The 19728-nt window shown below is 40.6% G+C and carries 23 protein-coding genes and 2 pseudogenes; 7 read left to right on the top strand and 18 right to left on the bottom strand.

The genetic code is table 11. The features are described from left to right. Position 1: 1 nt before the first annotated feature. From JHC35_RS03950 to JHC35_RS04030, 17 genes and pseudogenes are all read right to left on the bottom strand, one after another. Complete coding sequence (locus JHC35_RS03950; protein WP_295042210.1) at positions 2–748, bottom strand: CDC27 family protein; 747 nt, start codon at positions 746–748, stop codon at positions 2–4. After that, positions 741–1550 carry an ATP-binding protein gene (locus JHC35_RS03955; RefSeq protein WP_295042212.1) on the bottom strand — a complete coding sequence of 270 codons (810 nt, stop codon included), beginning with the start codon at positions 1548–1550 and terminating at the stop codon, positions 741–743. Before JHC35_RS03955 ends, JHC35_RS03950 begins: the two co-directional genes overlap by 8 nt. Before the next feature lie 3 nt (positions 1551–1553). Further along, positions 1554–3077 carry a pilus (MSHA type) biogenesis protein MshL gene (gene mshL, locus JHC35_RS03960; RefSeq protein WP_295042214.1) on the bottom strand — a complete coding sequence of 508 codons (1524 nt, stop codon included), beginning with the start codon at positions 3075–3077 and terminating at the stop codon, positions 1554–1556. Between the two features lie 180 nt (positions 3078–3257). Beyond that, positions 3258–3752: a hypothetical protein gene (locus JHC35_RS03965; protein ID WP_295042216.1), complete on the bottom strand. Its 495-nt coding sequence runs from the start codon at positions 3750–3752 to the stop codon at positions 3258–3260. Further along, on the bottom strand, positions 3749–4384 hold the full coding sequence (gene pilO, locus JHC35_RS03970) for a type 4a pilus biogenesis protein PilO (protein WP_295042218.1): 636 nt from the start codon (positions 4382–4384) through the stop codon (positions 3749–3751). The genes JHC35_RS03965 and pilO overlap by 4 nt, the downstream gene beginning before the upstream one ends. Then, positions 4381–5919, bottom strand: coding sequence for a hypothetical protein (locus JHC35_RS03975; protein WP_295042220.1), 1539 nt, complete (start codon positions 5917–5919; stop codon positions 4381–4383). Before JHC35_RS03975 ends, pilO begins: the two co-directional genes overlap by 4 nt. A gap of 8 nt (positions 5920–5927) precedes the next feature. Next, positions 5928–7220 (bottom strand): M99 family carboxypeptidase catalytic domain-containing protein, encoded by a 1293-nt coding sequence (locus JHC35_RS03980; RefSeq protein WP_295042222.1) that lies wholly within the window; start codon positions 7218–7220, stop codon positions 5928–5930. A gap of 3 nt (positions 7221–7223) precedes the next feature. Then, positions 7224–8042 carry a L,D-transpeptidase family protein gene (locus tag JHC35_RS03985; protein WP_295042224.1) on the bottom strand — a complete coding sequence of 273 codons (819 nt, stop codon included), beginning with the start codon at positions 8040–8042 and terminating at the stop codon, positions 7224–7226. A 125-nt stretch (positions 8043–8167) separates the two neighbouring features. After that, positions 8168–9046, bottom strand: a complete 879-nt coding sequence (gene era, locus JHC35_RS03990; RefSeq protein WP_295042226.1) for a GTPase Era — start codon at positions 9044–9046, stop codon at positions 8168–8170. A 12-nt stretch (positions 9047–9058) separates the two neighbouring features. Then, a pseudogene (locus JHC35_RS03995) lies at positions 9059–9394 on the bottom strand (HslU--HslV peptidase ATPase subunit); the annotation flags it as partial. Next, positions 9394–9609, bottom strand: a pseudogene (locus JHC35_RS04000) (HslU--HslV peptidase proteolytic subunit); the annotation flags it as partial. The pseudogenes JHC35_RS03995 and JHC35_RS04000, both read right to left, overlap by 1 nt. A gap of 21 nt (positions 9610–9630) precedes the next feature. Then, positions 9631–10077 carry a 50S ribosomal protein L9 gene (gene rplI / locus JHC35_RS04005; protein ID WP_295042228.1) on the bottom strand — a complete coding sequence of 149 codons (447 nt, stop codon included), beginning with the start codon at positions 10075–10077 and terminating at the stop codon, positions 9631–9633. A gap of 14 nt (positions 10078–10091) precedes the next feature. Then, positions 10092–10832 carry a ferredoxin-thioredoxin reductase catalytic domain-containing protein gene (locus JHC35_RS04010; RefSeq protein ID WP_295042230.1) on the bottom strand — a complete coding sequence of 247 codons (741 nt, stop codon included), beginning with the start codon at positions 10830–10832 and terminating at the stop codon, positions 10092–10094. An 11-nt stretch (positions 10833–10843) separates the two neighbouring features. After that, complete coding sequence (locus JHC35_RS04015; RefSeq protein ID WP_295042232.1) at positions 10844–12061, bottom strand: argininosuccinate synthase; 1218 nt, start codon at positions 12059–12061, stop codon at positions 10844–10846. A gap of 86 nt (positions 12062–12147) precedes the next feature. Further along, a complete protein-coding gene (locus JHC35_RS04020; protein ID WP_295042234.1) occupies positions 12148–12402 on the bottom strand; it encodes a hypothetical protein in 255 nt (84 codons plus the stop codon). Next, positions 12383–12763: a flagellar export chaperone FliS gene (gene fliS / locus JHC35_RS04025; RefSeq protein ID WP_295042236.1), complete on the bottom strand. Its 381-nt coding sequence runs from the start codon at positions 12761–12763 to the stop codon at positions 12383–12385. The genes JHC35_RS04020 and fliS overlap by 20 nt, the downstream gene beginning before the upstream one ends. Before the next feature lie 71 nt (positions 12764–12834). Next, positions 12835–13227, bottom strand: coding sequence for a flagellar protein FlaG (locus JHC35_RS04030; protein WP_295042238.1), 393 nt, complete (start codon positions 13225–13227; stop codon positions 12835–12837). A gap of 94 nt (positions 13228–13321) precedes the next feature. Here JHC35_RS04030 and JHC35_RS04035 point away from each other — a divergent pair, with 94 nt between their 5' ends. Together JHC35_RS04035 and JHC35_RS04040 are read left to right on the top strand one after the other, a co-directional pair. Beyond that, positions 13322–14527 carry an MFS transporter gene (locus JHC35_RS04035; protein WP_295042240.1) on the top strand — a complete coding sequence of 402 codons (1206 nt, stop codon included), beginning with the start codon at positions 13322–13324 and terminating at the stop codon, positions 14525–14527. Continuing rightward, the gene (locus JHC35_RS04040) at positions 14524–14808 is read left to right on the top strand and encodes a hypothetical protein (RefSeq protein WP_295042242.1); all 285 of its coding nucleotides are present in this window, start codon (positions 14524–14526) and stop codon (positions 14806–14808) included. Before JHC35_RS04035 ends, JHC35_RS04040 begins: the two co-directional genes overlap by 4 nt. 112 nt (positions 14809–14920) lie before the next feature. Here the strand turns inward: JHC35_RS04040 and JHC35_RS04045 are convergent, their stop codons facing one another. After that, entirely contained in the window at positions 14921–15229 is a 309-nt protein-coding gene (locus JHC35_RS04045) for a PAS domain-containing protein (protein ID WP_365996483.1), read from the bottom strand. Between the two features lie 130 nt (positions 15230–15359). Here JHC35_RS04045 and JHC35_RS04050 point away from each other — a divergent pair, with 130 nt between their 5' ends. The 5 genes from JHC35_RS04050 (at position 15360) to rplU (ending at position 19661) form a co-directional block, all read left to right on the top strand. Continuing rightward, on the top strand, positions 15360–17384 hold the full coding sequence (locus JHC35_RS04050; protein WP_295042244.1) for a hypothetical protein: 2025 nt from the start codon (positions 15360–15362) through the stop codon (positions 17382–17384). 2 nt (positions 17385–17386) lie between these two features. Next, complete coding sequence (gene dapE / locus JHC35_RS04055; protein ID WP_295042246.1) at positions 17387–18484, top strand: succinyl-diaminopimelate desuccinylase; 1098 nt, start codon at positions 17387–17389, stop codon at positions 18482–18484. A gap of 25 nt (positions 18485–18509) precedes the next feature. Further along, positions 18510–18905: a DUF255 domain-containing protein gene (locus JHC35_RS04060; protein ID WP_295042248.1), complete on the top strand. Its 396-nt coding sequence runs from the start codon at positions 18510–18512 to the stop codon at positions 18903–18905. A 14-nt stretch (positions 18906–18919) separates the two neighbouring features. After that, positions 18920–19291: a RidA family protein gene (locus JHC35_RS04065; RefSeq protein WP_295042250.1), complete on the top strand. Its 372-nt coding sequence runs from the start codon at positions 18920–18922 to the stop codon at positions 19289–19291. A 61-nt stretch (positions 19292–19352) separates the two neighbouring features. Then, on the top strand, positions 19353–19661 hold the full coding sequence (gene rplU / locus JHC35_RS04070; protein WP_294916720.1) for a 50S ribosomal protein L21: 309 nt from the start codon (positions 19353–19355) through the stop codon (positions 19659–19661). The last annotated feature ends 67 nt before the right edge of the window (positions 19662–19728 follow it).

Raw genomic sequence — 19728 nt, forward strand, 5'->3', positions numbered from 1 at the left:
TTCATTTAAATGATCCTCGTTCGATCGAGTCTAATAGTGAGCGCGCTGAATCAGAGTTGGATTCGCCGATATAAGCTTGTAATGTTTTTTTGGCTTGTTCGGTTTTTCCGAGTTTTACAAGAGATTTTGCAAAAATAATCCAACTTTCATCCATTTTATTGTTGATACTGTTTGTTTTTAAAGCAAAATTATAGGCATCCGCATAATTTTCGTGATCGTAATAATAGCGTGCGATAAAAAGCCCTAAATTCGGGTTCGAGGTCTCTTTAAAACGGCGTTCTACGCTTTCAATATCAATTTTAGTTTCGTTATTTCGGTTGACACTTAATGCTTTATCATTAGAAGTTACTGACGGAGGAGCTTTTAGTGGTGGTTTCAGCGGTGACGAATCGGGAACATTTAAAACTTTTGGCACGGGTGGATTTTGAACAATGGGTTTTACAGGGTGCAGCGGAACAGATTCGACAGGTTGTACTGTGTCAGAAAGTTGAGACTGAAACGATTGTACAAAATTCATGGAAGGTTCTAAAATGGTTTGCAATGCTTCTGTTTTTTGTATTGGAATATTTTGTGATTTTGCTACATTGGCAATAGCTTTTTTAACCATCTGCGGTTTCTCATTCGTATGATTATAAAGTGAGATACCGATTAGTATGGTAATGATTGTCAATAATCCCAGTGTATAGGGAAGATACGTTTTTATTTTATACTTTATCCAGCGTCTCTCTAAATTACGGACATCAAGCATGGATCAATCCTGTATGGATAGCTGCCATCTCTATCCATTTCGGTTTAAGGGCATTGTATTTAATCAGCGTAGGGTGATGCTCTTCATACCAACAATATAGACTAAACAATGAAAAAAGTAATTTGTTCGTATCCCGATAATTTCCTTTGGTTAATGAGGTAATGAGCTTCATATTTTTATCATTGAACATATTGGCTACGTCAAAACAATTGGCTTTGAGCAATTTTTTTTGAATATAGACTTTAAGCTCTTCGGACGTAGCATTTTGGAGCTCTATACTTTCCCAGATGCGGGTTTGAAAATGTTCTTTTGCGATGATATCTTCTTGATCAGTTTTATGGAGGGTAATAACAAATTTAATAGCACGTGCATCGGAAATAAGACGAATTTTTTCCATCAGAGATGAACTATAAAGTTGTGCTTCATCCAATAAAACAATCGGAACTTCGGGATAAGCAACGGCTTCGGCAATTTCTAAAAAGCGGGTTAATGTCATAACTTCGCGGGGAGAATGCCCGAAAATTCGCTGTGCCAAAACCCGCAAAAAATCGGCTTCATCTACAATGGGTACATCAAACATCAAGACTTTTTGTTGTTTGGAAAGATCATGATGCAGTTTGTGGAGCAGCATACTTTTTCCAGTGCCGGGACGGCCATATAAAAGTATCATCTTAAGAGGCTTTTGTACCGAATTTTTGAGTGATTGGTACATATGGGAGACACTGTCAATTTGGACATAGTCACGAGGATTGACTGTATCCAAAAAAAGATCACGGGGCTTTGAGAAAAGAGAATTCTCCATCCGTTATTTGCTATCCTCTTTCATTTCAGCAATTTCTTCTTGTTGTTTTTTTGCCAATTCTGCTTTTTCGAGGGATTCTTTTTCCATTGCATTGCTGATATGGGTATATCCCAAATCTGCTATTTTTAAATTTGAGCCGTCTCGTTTGACGATATGAGGTTCGATGACCAACACCATCTCTTCCGTTTTTTTGGTAACTCCCTCACGTTTAAAAAGCATTCCCAAGCCAGGAATGTCTCCTAATAGAGGGACTTTATTTGTTGCAACGTCATTTTTAGTGCTAATTAAGCCTCCCATAATAACAGTGCTGCCATCTTTTACAGTTATGACGGATGAAATTTGACGGCGGCTCAAATCGGGTGGCATAGAGCGTGTTGAATTGTCTATTGAGAGTTGGCTTGCTACATCCGAAATAGATGGGTTAATACGTAAAGTGATACTTCCATCATCAGAAATTTCAGGTGTAATATCGAGTAAAACTCCTGAGAAAACAGAGCTTACGACTTCAGAAGTAGCTTGTTGCGCGGTTGTCCCTCCCGCAAGAGTAGAAGTGCTGGTTGTTTTGTAAAAGAGTTCAGTTCCGGATGTAATGAGTGCCGGCTGATTGTTAAGTGTCAAGATTTTTGGATTTGAGATAGAGTAAACATCCCCTTGCGTCTTTAAAAATTTTATCACTTCTCCTAAGTGCCCTTTTGCCCCCAATTGAAAGATGCTCATAATACTATTTGGAGTTCCAGTAATAGTGCTAATTGGAGCAATAATATTACTGCTGCTACTCCCACTGCTGGTTGAACTTGATCCTGTAAATGAGGTAACATTTTTGGTATTATATGAGTTAAATCCAATATCAATGTTTTGGAGTGCATAGAGCTGTGACCAATCAATACCGGTGGTGCTTCCGTCGGAGAATACAACACTGTACATTTTGACATCGATCAGAACCTGTGTCTGCATTTTTTTCTGTAACTCTTCAATGTATTTATCTAAACGCTGAATCTGCTTTCCTGTGGCTGTTACGGTAATTAAACCTGCAGCTTTATTAATATAAATATTATGCAGATCGTTCGCTGTTGTATTTTTATCGGTAGATGCAAGGAGATCTTGTTTTTGTCGATAATCATCTTCAGGACGACTGAGTATATTTTTAATTTCTAAATCCAATTCATTCCAAAATCTAACCTCATCTTTCGAAGATATATTGGTTCCTGATTCAGATGATGACCCTGTTCCGGATGAAGTTTTGGTAGTGCTTCCTGAAGTTTGTCCAGCAGTATTGCCGGTATTAGAACTTAACCGAATATTCGTGCTACCTGTCCCTTTTCGCTCTCCGATAATATAATCGATTTGGTAGGTTTTTGTCGTTAAATAGGAGATTTTAAGAATGTTGTTTTGAAGAGTGTATTGAAGATTGTTTTCTTTAATGATTAAATCCAAAACCTCATTAATCGTCAAATTTTTGAGGAATGTCTTATTCATCGGTTTTTTTAAGATCTCTTCGGCTTGCTGATCTGTTACGATGACGCTCATTCCGCATTCATCGCTGATTTGATCAACAAACTCACCGACACTGGTCCCTTTGACGGATGAGATATTGAAAAGCTCATAGGTACAATCTGCCTGTAGTGATGGAGATAAGAGTGCAGCCGTGGCAACGGATAACATAAACGCTCGCGCATGGTGTTTAATTACAGATGTCATGATACTTTCCTATTGTGTAATGATTTTGATGTTGTTGTTTTGTTTTGTCAAAAACAAAATAAGCTTTTGATCTTTTGGTCCATTCAATAAAACGGAATTTGGCTTGATCTCTTGAAGGGTATACGCGCGAACGTGATCCCCGACTTTGTACCATTTTCCGTTTATAAGAACAGATTTATTCATCATCGCAAGCAAGCGTAATGGCTCTTCAATAATTTTTGGTGCTGAAACCGTAGACCCCAACTTAGGAGGTGGCAGTAGCGAACCGCTTTTAATAACGGGAACTGGTTTTTTCATTTTCATTGGATCGCGTAACGCATTGATAAAACCATCCGGAACACCGATGCGAGTCGGAAGAATCGCTTGTATTTGCTCATCAACCCATGCAAGTTCCTTATCACTGTTGGGCTGAGTTGTGATGGTCGTAGTTGGTGGTGTCGCAGGCGAAACTGCTGCCAAAAGACCGGTTGCCAATAAAAGAGTTATAAGGATGTAATGTTTCATTGTCTTACAATCCCCCATACTGAAATATTTAGATCCGCTTTGAGCTTCTCATCTGCCGTTATATTAAAATCATGAAGGTCAACAACCAGTTGACTTTGCTCCAAGGCATTGATGAATTTCAAGGTGTTTTTATACGGAGCTTCTGACGTAATGGTGATGTCTAGTACGTGTCCGAAAGAGCTATTGTCAGTTTGAAGAACATTTTTAAAGCTCGCTAATTTAACTTTATTGTTACGTGCGAATTGGGATATTGAATTAAGGTATGCTCCCCATACCTTATCATCATAATATAAAGACGAAATTTGCTCTAACTGCTCTTTGATATACGTATTGTATTGGATGTATCGCGCATGTTCTTGTTCCAATGCAACCGTCTCTTGCTCTAGCTGTGTAATTTTCTCCGGCGGATTTGCACTTAGATATTCTTTGTCATGATTTAGTTTTGTTTCGATATTTACCGCTTTTTCATGGGAAGTTTGAAAACTTGCTTCTGAACTTTCCCACAGGAATAGGTAAGAAAATGCAAATAAAGACGCAAAAATCATGACGAATAGCATCATTTTGTCGCGTTCATTTTTAGCAGACAAGGTCTGATCTAATGCGTAAAGGTAATCTTCAATTTGCAGTTTCATTTGATTACCGCCTTTAGTTCACTAAGATAGGATTTTTGTTCATCATCGTATGAAATGAGTTCAAGATTGAAGGTGTATCGATCACGCTTGCTTTCAGTTAAATGTTTGAGCAATGCCGTAATGTTCTGTGTACTTGAGGATGTTAATCCAAAAGCAAATGTTTTAGTATTATTCAGATCTTCACTGTACTTGATGGTTTTGAGCTGAACTCGATATTGATTGAAACTTTGGGTAAAGTCTGCCAAAATTTTAGCTTTCATCGGATAGTCAACTTTTTTCTCATGTACTTTGATCAAAGTGTCTTGCTTTTGTTTGTAAGCCGTTTTTTGCTCATCCAATAGTTTCTGTGCGGCATTTTTATTGGCTAATTTTAAATTAACCGTATTTTCTCGCGTCGTTTTTTCAATATGAACTTGTTCGTACTCTTTGGTCAAAACAGCGTGTCGGAACTCTTCAAAGTATGAAAGACCCCAATAAACGCCTGGATAAAGGAGTGCTGCAGCTAACGCGGCGGCTGTGACTAAAATAAGTTTTCCGCTATCTCGTTTGGCAAATGGAGGAGGACGATGGAATATGGTGAAATTACACTCATAGCGCTCATCTGATTCAAGTCTTCCATATAGGTGGAGTAACTGATGAATCTGATCAACAATTTGTCCGTTTGTATTAAATCCGTAATCAAAATCCAGCGGAGCCGTTTTAATCCCAAGATAGGTTTGTGCATATTCATCCAAACCTATGACTTTTCCGACTCCCGTACCGATAAAGATTTCATCGAATTTTTTGATGTCATAAGCCCGTTTTGCATAGGTTATGACATCACTGATATGGAGAAAAATTTCTCCGAATAGCTTAATAAGATTTTTTTGATATTCCGGATTTGAAGTATTTAATCCATCATTCGCCAGTATGGTTTCAAAAGCGATTAGGTCAATTTGTTCTCCTAAAAGTTCACAGAAACGCTCGTGCATTTGTTTGAGAGAAAATTTTAATGACTTCGCATAAATAAATTCTTGCTCGTTATAAATACAGAAAAAAGCATCGTTTTCTTGGAAATAAACAAAACAATGAGCATCATTGGAATCAATATGCCCTTTGACGTATAATGATTTTAGTAAGAGCGGTACAGGAACGATTTGATCGAGATATTTGAGTTTTTCAATGACCGGTGAAAATTCTTGTTCAAGCGTTAAGGGATCAACGACAAAGACATGAAAGAATCGGTCTCCTTCAGCCCCTCTGTGTATGGCTTCAATATATTTGATATGGTATTCAATTGCCATATCCAAAGCAAGCTCTTCATAGACTTTATTTTCAAGAGCATCATAAATATCATCCTCGGGGATATTTTTACTGATTCCGATGAGTGTTGATATAAACCCTTTTGTATTTAAGAAAGAGAGTGCATATTGCTCTTTTGAAAAAGAGGGAGAAGATGTTTTGGAGATAGTATTAAATGTCCCTACGTAGTAATCACCCCTGTAAGGGTTGACTGATACGATGGTTGAATAGGTTTGCTGTTTGCTTTTACTCATCCTCTATCCTATTTAAAATGTACCAGAATCATTCCGCAAAAACGGTTCTGCTGGTAAAATTCGATCCGATAACTCTTGTTAGTCGTATCGATTGAGTATTTTGAATCTAAATCTTTTAATCCGATACGAAGGTTACTTTCATCTTCTACACCGCTTTGTGTGAACCCGATGATATTAACCCTTGTGTTTTTATCGTTGTTGACAACTTCAAAATCGGCATTAACAAAAAAATCTGAAGCAAAATGAATTTTTTTCATCTCTCCATCCGCTAGAACGGTTATGGGATCTGAACAAAACTCTTTTACATGGTAACTTGGGATAAGGGAACTTATTTTTTTGTTACCGATATAAAGATCAAATTGTCCGTTATTTTTCTGTACACTTCCCAATGGATGGGCGAATTTAAACTCGTTTCGATCTGATTGTAGCGGAATGAAACTTAAACTGTTTTTTAAATTTTTTAAATTTAAGTAAAAATTGTTGTTAATGGTTAAATTTTCATCATTAGTGAGTAATTCTTGGATTGAATCAAGGGTGAGATCGAATGAACGGGTATATTTTATTCCCATTAGCTTCATGTAACATTCAATGGCATTGAGCTGGTAAAAAACCTTTTCATGGAGAGTAGGGAGTTGTTTGCTTGTTTCGATTGCAAAAGCAGGCTTGTTATGGGAAACGGCAAAAAAAGTGAGTGAGTGTTTCATTGCTTCATCATTAAATCGGGTATTGGTGTTGCGGACATCAAAGAAATGATGATTTTCTATGAGGGTGCGATTAAGTTCTTCGTTTACTTTTACGGCAATCTTTTTTAGATTGCCGTAGGGGTGTTCTGTATTAAGAACATCCTGATCAATAACGCATGTTTGTCCCCATGAATTTGGATTAAATATGGTATTGAGATGCTCTTTACGGTAAAAACCGTGTCCGTCATGCAAATTTAAAATCAGATCGACTTGTTTTTCAGTAATAATGCTTTGAATGCTTTGCACCGTCTCGATATCCGGATCGTTTGGATCGATATCCGCAAATTTCCGGTTCATATCTCCATTAATTCCTCGACTGTTTTGTTGAATGCTGGGGCGGTTAAGATCGGGAACGATCCAAAGATTCCCTTCATCGACAGTATAGTAATGAGCTAGGATTGCCGCTGAAAAGTATCCTCCCGGTTCATTGCCGTGTATCCCTCCGATGACAAGCAGGGTCGGTGTCTTTAGCGGAGAAGTCTCTTTTTTGATAAAGTTAAATGGAAGGGCATAAAGAGAAGTAAATAACAAAAAGGGAAGAAAAACGGAAAAATACATCAGTTATTCTTCCGTAAGAATCGATATCGACTGATTCGGGTTGAGTCGAACTAAAAGCGATTTTTCTCCTTCGAATTTATGGCTATCGCTAACATAGAGCTGATTAAACGTCACCCAAAAAAGGTTCTGTTTTTCTCCTGGGTACGGAATAATATTGAGATGATCCAATAATATTGTTTTATCTTCGTTTTTGCTGAATATTCGTTCTTTATACGCTTTGAATTGTGAGAAGTTCATTCCATCTGATCGCTTGAAAGAGGGGTCGTACGATGCTAGGTAGGTATCAAGGTCGTTGTATGTCCATGCGTATTTCCACTGATGCAGCCCAGCTAAAATAGCTGAGTATGCTGCTGAGCTTACCCCTTGTTTTAAAGAAGAGTCGATTATCAGGAGGGTATTGGCAGGGTTGATGGATTGATCCAATTGGATGAGATCGTTATTGTTGATCGCAATACACCCTTTGGTAAAAGGATCTCTGGTACCGTTTAAGGGGACACCGTGTATCCATATCCCAGTACCATTTTTACCGCGAATACGGTCATACAGATTCGGATAGGAGGTTACAAATGCCATAGGACCGTAAAATGGATCGACTTGACGTTTTTTTTCAACCAAGGTGTAAATACCGATGGGAGTTTTGAGATCTCCTGCAACGACTTTGTCACCTGCGTTTTTACCCGTAAAAGCGTTGAACCTTTTTTTGAGAGAAAAACGTTTTTGTGCATCAGGCACATAGAGTTCTAATACCCCTTTGTCTTTACTGCATGTTAACAAAGCACATGTCCGTTCAAAATAACCAAAACGAAGATCTTTGTTGAACACGGATCCGCTCCAATAGGATGGAACATTCATTTGTGTGTCAAATAACTTCTTACCTCCACTTTTATAAAGCATAAGACTCTCTGACGAGAAAAGAGATACTGTGCATAGTGAAATAAAGAGAAGTTTTACCATTCGTAACCTAAATCAGTGAGAAATTTTTTATCGCTTGTCCACCCTTTTTTGACAGAGACGAACAATTCGAGATAAACGGGTTTGGATACGAGCCGTTCGATTTTTTCTCGGGCGTTTTGACCAATTCGTTTGATTGCTGCCCCCCCCTTGCCGATGATAATCCCTTTTTGGGAATCTTTTTCGACGATAATGGTTGCACGAATATGCTCAACAGGCTCGTCTTCATCGATTTTATCGATGATTACATCCGATTCATACGGAATCTCATCGCTAATATTATCAAAAATTGCTTCACGGATGAACTCTTTGTAGATGGTACGTATCATTTCGGTTGTAATGTCTTCAGGATCATACAAATATGGAGATTCGTCCAGATGTTTGACGATTGTATCCAAAAGATCTTTTTTACCGACATTTTTATTGACGGACATGGGGATGAGAGCTAAAAAATGGTCGCTGAACCGATTGTACTCCCCGATTTTTTTGAGGAGCTCCGCTTGGGAAATTTGGTCAATTTTGCTCAGAACAATAATATGTTTGCGTTTATTGGAATTGAGTTCTAAAAATTTTTCATAATGGATCGTCTTATCGGATGCCGGAGCGAGATAGACCACGAGATCGCAATCCCCGATTGCCTTGAGCGCCTCTTCGAGCATGTATTGATTGAGAAGTTTTTCGGCTTGATGCAACCCTGGAGTATCGACAAAAATAATTTGATCGTCATTGTGCATGACGATGGCGTTGGAGCGTTTACGGGTTGCATTGGCTTTTTGGCTGACAAGGGCAATTTTTTCCCCTAAAATCCAGTTCATTAGGGTGCTTTTACCAGCATTTGGGCGTCCTACGAGAGCGACAAAACCTGCTTTATTCATTTTGTTATGCCTTTAAGGGATATAGCGAGCGAGGTCTTCATCCCCAACCAGCGGGGATAAAATAGTATTTACACTCTCTTTTGTAACGGTTATCGTTTCATTTTTGTGTAAATGGGCATTGAAACTGATCTCTTCCAATACTTTTTCAACCACGGTATGCAGTCGTCGTGCTCCGATGTCTTCGGTTTTTTCATTCGCCATTTGAGCATAATGAGCAATGGCATGTATGGCTGAATCTTCAAACTCTAAAGTAACTGCTTCGGTGCTTAGGAGCGCTTTGTATTGTTCCAGCAGCGAGTTTTTAGGTTTTGTAAGAATCAATTTGACTAGAGCCTCTTCATTGAGTGCGCTTTGATAAGTTCGCCTTTACGCTGAGACAAATGCTCTTCGAACATATCAAAAAGGTTAAACGCATCGGCGGTAGAACCGGCAAAACCGGCCAAAACCTCTCCGTTATGGAGCGCTCTGATTTTGTTTGCATTGTTTTTGAGTACGGTTTGACCGAATGTGACTTGACCATCTCCGCCGATGACGGCTTTGTTTTTGCCTCGGTATGCGAGAATGGTCGTGGCGTAAACATCCGATCATTCCCCTTTGATCTCAAGGTGAAGTGTTGCGTGGATGCCATGACCAAGTTTCAAATCAAGATCGTGCAATCCGGTTGTTTTGATTCCGTGTTTTGCATCGAGCTCTTTTTTGTCAATCTCGATATTGTGTTGCGCTTTTAAAGCGTCGGAAATCTCTTCTTTGGTGACGGCACCGAAGAGATGACCGGTATTGCCGAGTTTTTTGACAATCGTTACTTTAATATCGGCAAGCTGCGCTTTGATCGCATTGAGTCGTTCGATCTCAGCGGCTTCATTGGCTGCTTTTTTCTTTTGTTCCGACTCGTATTTTTTTAAGACTTCGTTAGTTGCGGCAAGAGCGAGCCCTTTGCCGATCAAAAAGTTTTTGCCATACCCGTCGGCAACGTCTTTGATCTCACCTGCTTTTCCGACCCCTTTGACATCTTTTGTCAATAATACTTTCATAAATAATCCTTCGATTAGCCGCGAACAATTTTGCCGCTGTAGCCGACGATACCGTGCGCGAGATTGGAAACTTTGGTGTATCCCATGTCAGTCAAAATACGTTGACAGTGGGCACTTCGGCTTCCTACGTGACAATACACGATGATATGTTCGTCTTTTTCCAGTTTGGATTCGTTGAGTGTTTGGAAGAAACTGCTGGTCGGTACCAAGACATCGGCTCCGTCAATACGTCCCATTTTCCACTCCATCCACTCACGAACGTCGACAACTTTGAATTTAACCATACCGAGTTCGCGTGCTTCGAACAAAGCGGTCAATTCATCGCTGTCAAGATCGCTTTTGTGTAAGAGCATTTCACACTCTTCTTTGGTTAATCCGCGAGAATGCTGGTGAGTAACCTCTTCAATTCCCATCTCCATGCGCATAGCTGCCGCATATTCAGGAGTACAGAAAATTTGACAATGACACACTCCCTCAGTTGGAATCTCTTTTTCGATTGCGGTCGTACATGGGCAGAGGCGATTATCGCTACTTTGATATTTTCCATCCACTTCTTCTACCATATAACAAGGGCAAAAACGTTTTCCGTACATCATTTTGTTGCGGGCAAGTCCGAGTTGGACGCCCTCATTAATCTCTTCTTGAGGATTATAAGACCAATTGAATTGGCTGATAACTTTATCGGTAAATTTGATGGTTTTTTCGAGTTCCGCTTGGAACTCAGGTGAATTCATATCGATTTTGATGATACTCATGTATAAACTCCTTATTTATTTTTTCGCGCTTTTCCGGCAATGATAAAACGAAGCGCATTGAGTTTGATAAATCCTGCAGCATCTTTTTGATCATAAACCGCATCTTCTTCGAATGTACAGTAATCGGCATTGAACAACGATATATCTGAACTACGTCCGACCACCATCACATTCCCTTTGTAGAGTTTTAAACGTACGGTTCCGCGAACGTTTTCTTGTGTTTTGTCGATAGCGGCTTGGAGCATTTCGCGTTCAGGTGAGAACCAAAAGCCGTTATAGATCAGTTTTGCGTAACGCGGCATCATTTCATCTTTGAGGTGAGCCGCTTCACGATCCAATGTGATCGATTCGATAGCACGGTGTGCTCTGATCATGATGGTTCCGCCCGGTGTTTCGTAACAACCGCGGCTTTTCATTCCGACATAGCGATTTTCAACGATGTCGGCACGACCGATACCGTGGCGTCCCGCGATGATATTGAGTTGTTCAAGCATGACAGCCGGTGATAGCTCTTTACCGTTTAGGCTGATTGGATCACCTTTTTCGTAGCCGATTTCGATGTATTCAGGCTCATCCGGAGCATTTTCGGGAGATACCGTCCAACGCCACATACTCTCTTCCGGTTCTGCAGCGGGATCTTCGAGGATCCCCCCCTCATACGAGATGTGCAAGAGGTTTGCATCCATTGAGTATGGAGACTTTTTACCGCTCATTTCGATTTTGATGCCGTGTTCTGCAGCATAGGCAAGAAGTTTTTCGCGAGAGTTAAGATCCCATTCGCGCCATGGAGCGATGATCGTGAGGGCACTGTTTTGACCGAGGTATCCCATCTCAAAACGGACTTGGTCGTTCCCTTTTCCGGTTGCACCGTGACTGACCGCATCGGCATTCGTGATACGGGCGATCTCTGCTTGGCGTTTCGCGATCAACGGACGTGCGATAGAGGTTCCGAGCAAATATTCACCCTCATAAATGGCGTTGGCACGGAACATGGGGAAGACGTAATCGCGTACGAATTCTTCGCGCAAATCTTCGATATAAATATTTTCCGGTTTGATACCGAGGCTAATCGCTTTGGCACGAGCCGGTTCTACCTCTTCGCCTTGACCGATGTCTGCGGTAAAGGTAACCACTTCACATTTGTACTCATCTTGGAGCCATTTTAAAATAACACTTGTATCCAACCCGCCGGAATAGGCAAGAACTACTTTTTTAACCTCTTTTTTCATGCATGCATCCTTATCATTGATACCCAGACTCCACATCGGTGTGAAGTGAATAGCGCGATTCTATCAAAAAAAGGGTGAGAAAAGGGTTAAAATTTGAGATTTAAGGAAGAGGGCGTTTCTGTCTGCGTAGATTTGAGAAAGTTGATATTGTTTTTGATCTGTTGGAGCGTATGCGCGGTTTGTGCTTTTTCACGCTCAATAAAGGTTTTGACTTGCATTAAAAGATACGAAGCTTCTTCCATCTGAGCGATAGTATCAAATTGAGGCATTTCATCTAAAAGCTCAGAAATGGCCTTGCTATCTTCTAAAACCAAAGCTGTTTTAAGCTCGGTTAGCCACATCGGTGCTCTCTTTCCACGCTTCTAACAATCCTTTGAAAACCTGATTAACTTCATCAAGTTTTGAAGTATCGTTATAAAGATTTGCTTCTACGAGAAGTCGAAGCTGGTGGGTATATAATCCCGCCAAGTAGAGGGAGACTTCTCCGTGGTTGAAATCGAGAATATTGATTAATTCAGTAATTACGGCATTAGAACGGTTGACCCAATAGGTGCGTCTTTCAATATTATTTTCTTGTATCGAACGCTTTGCTTGCATATTGAAACGCAAAACCCCCTCATACATCATTTGAATCAATTTCTCTGGCGATTCAACTCCGATGTTATTTTGTGTATAGGCACTGTATGCAAGATTGGAAGTCATAAAAATCCTTTAAATTTTAAAAAAATAATAATGTATCGTTTTTGTTGTTTGATGCGTAAAATGGTAAAAAATCACCCTTTTTGATCGAAAATCAATCCGTTGACTTCTTGCATTTTAGGTAAAAGTGCTTTCGCTTGCTCTGCCGGAAACCGACGAAGCATATGATTGCTTTTTGTATCTATTACCGATACATAAAAATCATCCGACGCATTGTCGAACCCGAATCTTAGTGTCGTATTAAACGGATTCAGAGATTGATTGAGCTGATCAATCAATTTTTTAATATCGTCTTGAGAAGATGTTTTTGCTGTCTTTTGTTCAGTGCTTGCTTGTGTAGCTTGATCTTGTTGAATTTGTGCTTTTTGTATCTGTTGAACACTTTGTGTTGTAGGAACATCTGCAACACTTTTGGGGGCTGTTGTCTGTGCCTGTTGCATTTTTGCAGTCGTTTGAAAAATTTCCATCGTAACTCTCCTTGCGTAATTATGAGGCAATTGTTACTTCTAAATCGTCCTATAAAACAAAAACTTTAATATCTTCCGTGGTAATCTTCCGTTTATGAACCGTTATATCACTCTTTTACGCAATGAACCTCTGTTGCGTAGGCTATCACTCATTCAACTGCTTGCCTATTTCGGAGCATGGTTTAGCAATGTAGCGATTTATACACTCCTCATACAAATGGGAGCAGATGCCAAAACGATTGCCATGGTTGCGGCACTTCATTTTTTGCCGGGAGTATTTCAAGCACCTTTTAGCGGAGTTATTTTAGATCGCATCCATCCGAAAAAATTGATGATACTTTTGACATCGATAGAGATCGCATGTACCCTCACATTGATTAGGGTCGATAGCGTTGATTTGGTATGGCTATTATATTTACTCGTATTTATTCGAATGGGAGCGTCAAGCTTCCACTTTACGGTTGAAATGTCTCTTTTGCCGAGAATTTTGGAAGGGAAAGCACTTCAAGCCGCTAATGAGATTCATTCTATGATTTGGTCGATCTCGTATACGTTTGGGATGACCTTGAGCGGTTTGGTGGTGTATTGGATTGGCATTAGAGCCGCTTTTTTACTCGATGCCGCACTGTTTGGGATTGTTTTATTGCTGTTGTTTTCCCTAGAAATTGAGATTGAATTTATCCGCAACGGTGGAAAAATAAGTGATATGATGAGAGATGCTTTCAGTTATATTCGACAAACACCGATAGTGCTTCATTTGATGCTGTTGCATGCGGTGATCGGGTTTACGGCGTTTGATGCTTTGGTCGCTTTAGCGGCAAAGCATTATTATGCTCAGATTGTAGCGGTCTCTTTAGGAATCGGATTGCTCAATGCAGCACGTGCCGTCGGGTTGGTTATTGGACCGATGGTGTTGGGACATTGGATAAATAACCGCCGTTTGGGGTGGCTATTTTTGGCTGGCGGCGGAGCCATCTCTTTGTGGGCATCGACAATAGATAATTTTTACGGCTCACTTGGCGCTTCTGTTGTGGTTGGATTTGTAACAACGACACTGTGGTCATATACTTATACACTCCTCCAACATCATACGAATAGTGATTTTTATGGTCGGGTAATCGCGTATAATGACATGGTTTTTTTATTGATCGGTGCGGCAGTTTCTTTTTTAATAGGGTATTTAGCCTCTTTAGGAATCTCATTACCGACCATAACTTTTATGATTGCCGGTGTCTTTTCTCTGGCATCAATATATTATGTGTGGATACGTAAAACGTATAATCTTAAGGAACTCGAATGAAAAATGAAATGATATTTGAATCGGGAGGGAAGCAGATTGATTTAACGAAATTAACTCGACTGTATCCAGCCGTTTTAGTTCATGCAGGAGGAGAAAGCGCTTCGGTATCTTTGGAGTGGGCGCAGATGAAAGCAGATCAAATTAGTGTGGAAGCTTATCTCTTGGTATGTGATTTTGATCCACTTGGAGAGGTTCCGATAAATCGTATTGAACTTCGGTACCAGACACAAGAAGAGCTTTTTCAAGCTATGGAAGAGATTGCAGGACGTATCCGACATTAAGAATCATTATTTCTCTTGGGCAAGAAGTTCTTTGTATTGCTCTTCGACGATTTTTAGGCGGTTGCGATCAGGCATTTTACGTGATGCGATATAGCCGATAATTTCACCGGCTTCATTGAGTTTTGGAACGATATGGACGACAACCCAGTAAAAACTTACCGTCTTTGCGAAGATTTTTAACGTACCCTTCCCAAATTTTACCGCTTTCGATCACTTTCCACATCCCCTCAAAAGCCGCTTTTGGCATATCGGGATGGCGCAATAGACTGTGTGGTTGTCCAACGGCTTCGGTTGCGGTATAGCCTGTCATTTCGGTAAATTTTCGGTTAACGTAGGTAATAATACCTTTTGTGTCAGTTTCTGAAATTAAGCTTCTTCCATCGAATAACACTTCTTCGTTGACCGGAGCAGGGCGTTTCATAAGGCATATCCTAAACATAGAATTAAATAATGTGATTATAGCGTGATGATTATTGAAATAAAAGTTAAATGGAGATTATGTTCTGTATAATTTTCGTGATTACTCAACTTATAAATGTTATGGTGGCGACATGGAACATTCTCAAGCGGCTTTATTTATCGATCGTAATGACAAGGGCTACCGTATTGGACTGAGTATGTTTGAACCTTATGGATTGAAGGGGTGGTTTTGTGAACTTGAAGCAGATCCCGCTCATCCGTATGGAAGTATAGATCGGGTATTGCATCTTCTTTTTGTGGTAAATGCTGCTTACCTTACAATCGGAGCGACATCTCGCGTTTTTTTTGACGAAATAGCCGATAATTTTTCGATGTTTGAGTATACGTATGACTCTCGAACTTTTACGATAGAGGAGCAAAACGATCTTTTTAAACAAGCTTTTGTCATTTCTTCTCTTCTGAGCCCGATTGAGCATCTTAGTCTTGAGAATAAACCTCTTTGTGTACAGGCACTAGCACTTATCTCCGATCACTTTCTTCAAAACGATACAAACCGTTGCGCTATACCGATGGGATTAGAGACAGTCGATTTGATGGAACTGGGCAATAATGCTCTCGAACAGCTTGAAGTGATTAATATGGATTCGCGTATGCCGAACATTGCGAAAATGATGTTGAACATGGCAACCCCGATGGGAAAACGACTGGGGCGTTTTCGCTTGTTTTTGCCAATCAAAGATATGCGCGAACTGAATCGACGGTACGATTGGATTGAAACACTTAATCCTCATGCATCATGGATAAAGGAACGCTTGTCGCACATAGATGATTTGGAACTGCTTTGGTGGAATCTACAAAATCGCAAGCCTGATACCGTACAAAATTTTTTACATTCTATCGCTAATGTCCGTGAAATAGAACTCTATTGTCAAAAGCATAAATTAATTTCGGTATTACCGAATGAGGGGATAGAAGAGGGGTGGGAAATCGAGCTTCGAAATCACTTCAACGAACGTGAATGGTTATCGTCTCAAACCTCTAAAATACGTAATACGATCGATTGGATTTCCCAAATCGACGTAGCAGTAACCTCTGCTGTCAATGCACAGAAATATTGCCTGATCCGTCCAAACATTGTTGAGACGCACAAAGAGAATTTTTTGCAATTAAGCGGATTGCGCCACTTGTTGGTAGAAGCCCAAGGGATTGAATACGTTCCCAATGATATTGTCATGGGGGATCGCGATTATCTCGATCTCCCGTATCCCGATACCGTGATGCTTGACTCCAAAGTACATGATGGAGCCAATATTCGGGGTGTATTGCTGTATGGAATTAATTCCAGCGGGAAATCATCGTTGATGAAAAGTATCGGCATAGCTGCTATTTTGGCGCAAAGCGGATTTTATGTCCCTGTGAAGACGATGAAATTTTCGTTATTCGATGCTATTTTTACCCGCATCCAATCACGCGATAACGTTGCCAAATCGCTCTCTGCATTCGGTGTTGAGATGTTAGAACTGAATGCCATTTTTAGCCGTTCTACCTCAAAAACGCTTGTGTTGGGAGATGAAATCAGTCATGGTACGGAAACTCTTTCGGCTGTCTCGATCGTTGCGAGTACGATTATGGAATTGTCTCAAAAAGGATGCTTGTTTTTGATGACTACCCATTTGCATCAACTCTCGATGATTAGTGAGCTGAGTGCACTGCGTGAAGTGGTGCATTTGCATTTGAGCGTCCGTTATGATGAAGAGCGAGATCGACTGATCTATGATCGGATATTAAAAGCGGGGAGAGGAAGCAGTGTTTACGGTTTGGAATTTGCCGAATCGCTTCATATGAACGCTCATTTTTTGACCAATGCGAAACGGTTGCGTGAAAAATTGGCAAAAGAGTACGATGTGCTTGAACTTGGTAACCAGAAAGAATACATTAAACGCTACCGCGAAGTTGTTGCGAGTGAGTGCGTTATTTGCGGTGCCTTGGTCCGTAATATGCCAAAAAATATTCACTCCAAAGAACATCACCATCTTATACCTTTATGTGAAACGCATTCTCGTGACGTTTCACAAGGCAAAATCAAACTGCAAGGCTTTATAATGACGTCACAAGGTTTGCGTCTGGAGTATGAGACGCAGTTAAAAGAGGATTAGCATTGAACGTAATTGATTTATTTAAAAAGCTTTTGGAATCGCCGAGCGTTACCCCAGAAGACGGCGGTATTTTTAATTTTTTAGAAGAGTATTTGAAAGGGTTTACATTTATCCGTATCGATCGTGAAGGGGTAAAAAATCTTTTTGCCTACCGTCGTTTCGGAGAGGGAAAGCACCTCTGTTTTGCGGGGCATGTGGATGTTGTCCCTGCAGGTGAAGGATGGAGTAGTGATCCGTTTATTGCAACCGAAAAAGGGGGCTATATCTATGCCAGGGGTGCGCAGGACATGAAAAGCGGTGTGGCGGCATTTACCCAAGCGTTGAAAGAGGCTGAAGCTTTTAGTGGAACCCTCTCGATCCTCCTGACCTCTGATGAAGAGGGACCGGCGAAGTTTGGAACAGTCGAGGTTCTGGCCTATCTCAAAGAGCATGATCTTCTCCCTGATTCGGTTGTTGTTGCCGAACCGACATGTGAAACACAATTCGGAGATGCGATCAAAGTCGGGCGACGCGGATCGATAAACGGTGTTATCGAGATTATAGGGAAACAGGGACACGCCGCTTACCCTGAAAAAGCGATCAATCCGGTTCATCAAATCGCACCGGTATTATCCAACATCGCAGGGGCTTTTTTGGATAAGGGGGATGAGTACTTCGCCCCGAGTCAACTTGTCATTACCGACATCCGTGCAGGGATCGAGACGACTAATGTTTCTCCCGGAAAATTGAAGATGATGTTCAATGTCCGCAACTCAACCCGTACCGATCAAGACAGCATCAGAGCTTTTATCGATGCTCATCTTGGCGGCATGGATTATACGCTCACCTTGGACCAATCAGCCTATCCGTTTGTGACCGATGCAAATACGACTATCGTTCGGACTCTGTCGAATGCGATTGAAGAGGTGTGTAACCTTAAGCCTAAAAATTCGACGGCCGGGGGAACCTCCGATGCCCGCTTTGTGGCCGCGTACGGTATCGATGTCATCGAATTCGGTGTTATCAATGACACGATTCATGCTCCTAATGAGCGAACTTCGATTGCGGAAGTCAAAAATCTTTATGCTGTTTTTACAAAGTTGATTCATAATTTTCGGTAAAATTTCGTTTTTCAAAAGGTAAACAATGAAAAAATGGGCGCTATTAGCATTAATGGTAGTTAATCTCTTTTCTGCCGACATCGCTTGGAATGATACGTATGAACAAGCACAGGCGAAAGCGAAAAAAGAGTCCAAACCTCTATTGGTACTTATTACGAGTGAGCAGTGCCGATGGTGTCGTAAATTTGAAGCCACTACCCTTCAAGATGAAGATGTCATATCGAAATTGAATTCCAAATTTGTGTCCGTTCATGTAACACGCGATAAAAGTGCTTATCCGAAAAATCTCACAGCCAAAATGGTACCGATGAGCTACTTTTTGGATGAAAACGGAAAAGTGATCTATTCGATGCCCGGATACTGGCCGGTGGATGATTTTCAGTCCATTCTTGACGATGCGTTGTCAAAATACAAAAAATAGGAGAAAACAAGATGATTAAAAATGTTCAAACTACGAATGCCCCTGCAGCGATTGGACCGTATTCTCAAGCGATGATTGCAAATGGTATGGTCTTTACCTCCGGTCAAATTGCACTGACTCCAGCTGGTGAGATGGTGGGTGGGGACGTAAGTGCTCAATGCACTCAAGTAATCGCGAATCTCAAAGCAGTTTTGGAAGCGGCGGGAAGCTCTTTTGACAAAGTGATTAAAACGACAATCTTTTTGGCAGATATGGATGATTTCGCAGCGGTTAATGCAATTTATGGCGAAGCATTCGGCGAACACAAACCTGCCCGCTCTACCGTAGCCGTGAAAACGTTACCGAAAAATGCACTTGTTGAAATCGACGCTATCGCTTTAATCTAAGCTTAAATTATGTTCGGCTATAATTCGCCACTTTTTGTAGACTTGTAAGTAAGGAACGCTAATGTACGCAATTATCAAAAACGGCGGAAAACAGTATAAAGTTCAAGAGGGTGATATCCTTTTGTTCGATAAAATGGGTCTTGAGCCTAAATCAACCGTCGAAATCAAAGAAGTTCTTGCCGTAAATAACGGTGAACTTAAAACCGGTACCCCATTTGTTAGTGGTGCTGTTGTTACTGCTGAGGTTATCAATGAAGGTCGTGACCGCAAAGTCGTGATCTACAAAAAACGTCGTCGTAAAGACAGCAAATTGAAACGTGGTTTCAGAAGAGATCATACACGCGTTCGCATCGTTAAGATCGCTGCGTAATTATTTTAAAGTAGGAGGACAGCATGGCTCATAAGAAAGGTCAGGGTAGTACACAGAATAACCGCGA

It is taken from the genome of Sulfuricurvum sp., from assembly GCF_022759005.1.
Lineage (GTDB): Bacteria > Campylobacterota > Campylobacteria > Campylobacterales > Sulfurimonadaceae > Sulfuricurvum.

Bases quoted from the DNA above. Each gene is read 5' to 3' on its own strand.
- JHC35_RS03965 (WP_295042216.1), bottom strand. From the start codon at position 3,752: ATGAAACATTACATCCTTATAACTCTTTTATTGGCAACCGGTCTTTTG.
- JHC35_RS03950 (WP_295042210.1), bottom strand. From the start codon at position 748: ATGCTTGATGTCCGTAATTTAGAGAGACGCTGGATAAAGTATAAAATA.
- JHC35_RS04045 (WP_365996483.1), bottom strand. From the start codon at position 15,229: ATGAAACGCCCTGCTCCGGTCAACGAAGAAGTGTTATTCGATGGAAGA.
- rplI (WP_295042228.1), bottom strand. From the start codon at position 10,077: ATGAAAGTATTATTGACAAAAGATGTCAAAGGGGTCGGAAAAGCAGGT.
- JHC35_RS04035 (WP_295042240.1), top strand. From the start codon at position 13,322: ATGAACCGTTATATCACTCTTTTACGCAATGAACCTCTGTTGCGTAGG.
- fliS (WP_295042236.1), bottom strand. From the start codon at position 12,763: ATGACTTCCAATCTTGCATACAGTGCCTATACACAAAATAACATCGGA.
- JHC35_RS04010 (WP_295042230.1), bottom strand. From the start codon at position 10,832: ATGAGTATCATCAAAATCGATATGAATTCACCTGAGTTCCAAGCGGAA.
- JHC35_RS04050 (WP_295042244.1), top strand. From the start codon at position 15,360: ATGGAACATTCTCAAGCGGCTTTATTTATCGATCGTAATGACAAGGGC.
- JHC35_RS04015 (WP_295042232.1), bottom strand. From the start codon at position 12,061: ATGAAAAAAGAGGTTAAAAAAGTAGTTCTTGCCTATTCCGGCGGGTTG.
- JHC35_RS04060 (WP_295042248.1), top strand. From the start codon at position 18,510: ATGAAAAAATGGGCGCTATTAGCATTAATGGTAGTTAATCTCTTTTCT.
- mshL (WP_295042214.1), bottom strand. From the start codon at position 3,077: ATGAGCGTCATCGTAACAGATCAGCAAGCCGAAGAGATCTTAAAAAAA.
- era (WP_295042226.1), bottom strand. From the start codon at position 9,046: ATGAATAAAGCAGGTTTTGTCGCTCTCGTAGGACGCCCAAATGCTGGT.
- rplU (WP_294916720.1), top strand. From the start codon at position 19,353: ATGTACGCAATTATCAAAAACGGCGGAAAACAGTATAAAGTTCAAGAG.
- JHC35_RS03975 (WP_295042220.1), bottom strand. From the start codon at position 5,919: ATGAGTAAAAGCAAACAGCAAACCTATTCAACCATCGTATCAGTCAAC.
- JHC35_RS04030 (WP_295042238.1), bottom strand. From the start codon at position 13,227: ATGGAAATTTTTCAAACGACTGCAAAAATGCAACAGGCACAGACAACA.
- JHC35_RS03955 (WP_295042212.1), bottom strand. From the start codon at position 1,550: ATGGAGAATTCTCTTTTCTCAAAGCCCCGTGATCTTTTTTTGGATACA.
- JHC35_RS03980 (WP_295042222.1), bottom strand. From the start codon at position 7,220: ATGTATTTTTCCGTTTTTCTTCCCTTTTTGTTATTTACTTCTCTTTAT.
- pilO (WP_295042218.1), bottom strand. From the start codon at position 4,384: ATGAAACTGCAAATTGAAGATTACCTTTACGCATTAGATCAGACCTTG.
- JHC35_RS04020 (WP_295042234.1), bottom strand. From the start codon at position 12,402: ATGTGGCTAACCGAGCTTAAAACAGCTTTGGTTTTAGAAGATAGCAAG.
- JHC35_RS04040 (WP_295042242.1), top strand. From the start codon at position 14,524: ATGAAAAATGAAATGATATTTGAATCGGGAGGGAAGCAGATTGATTTA.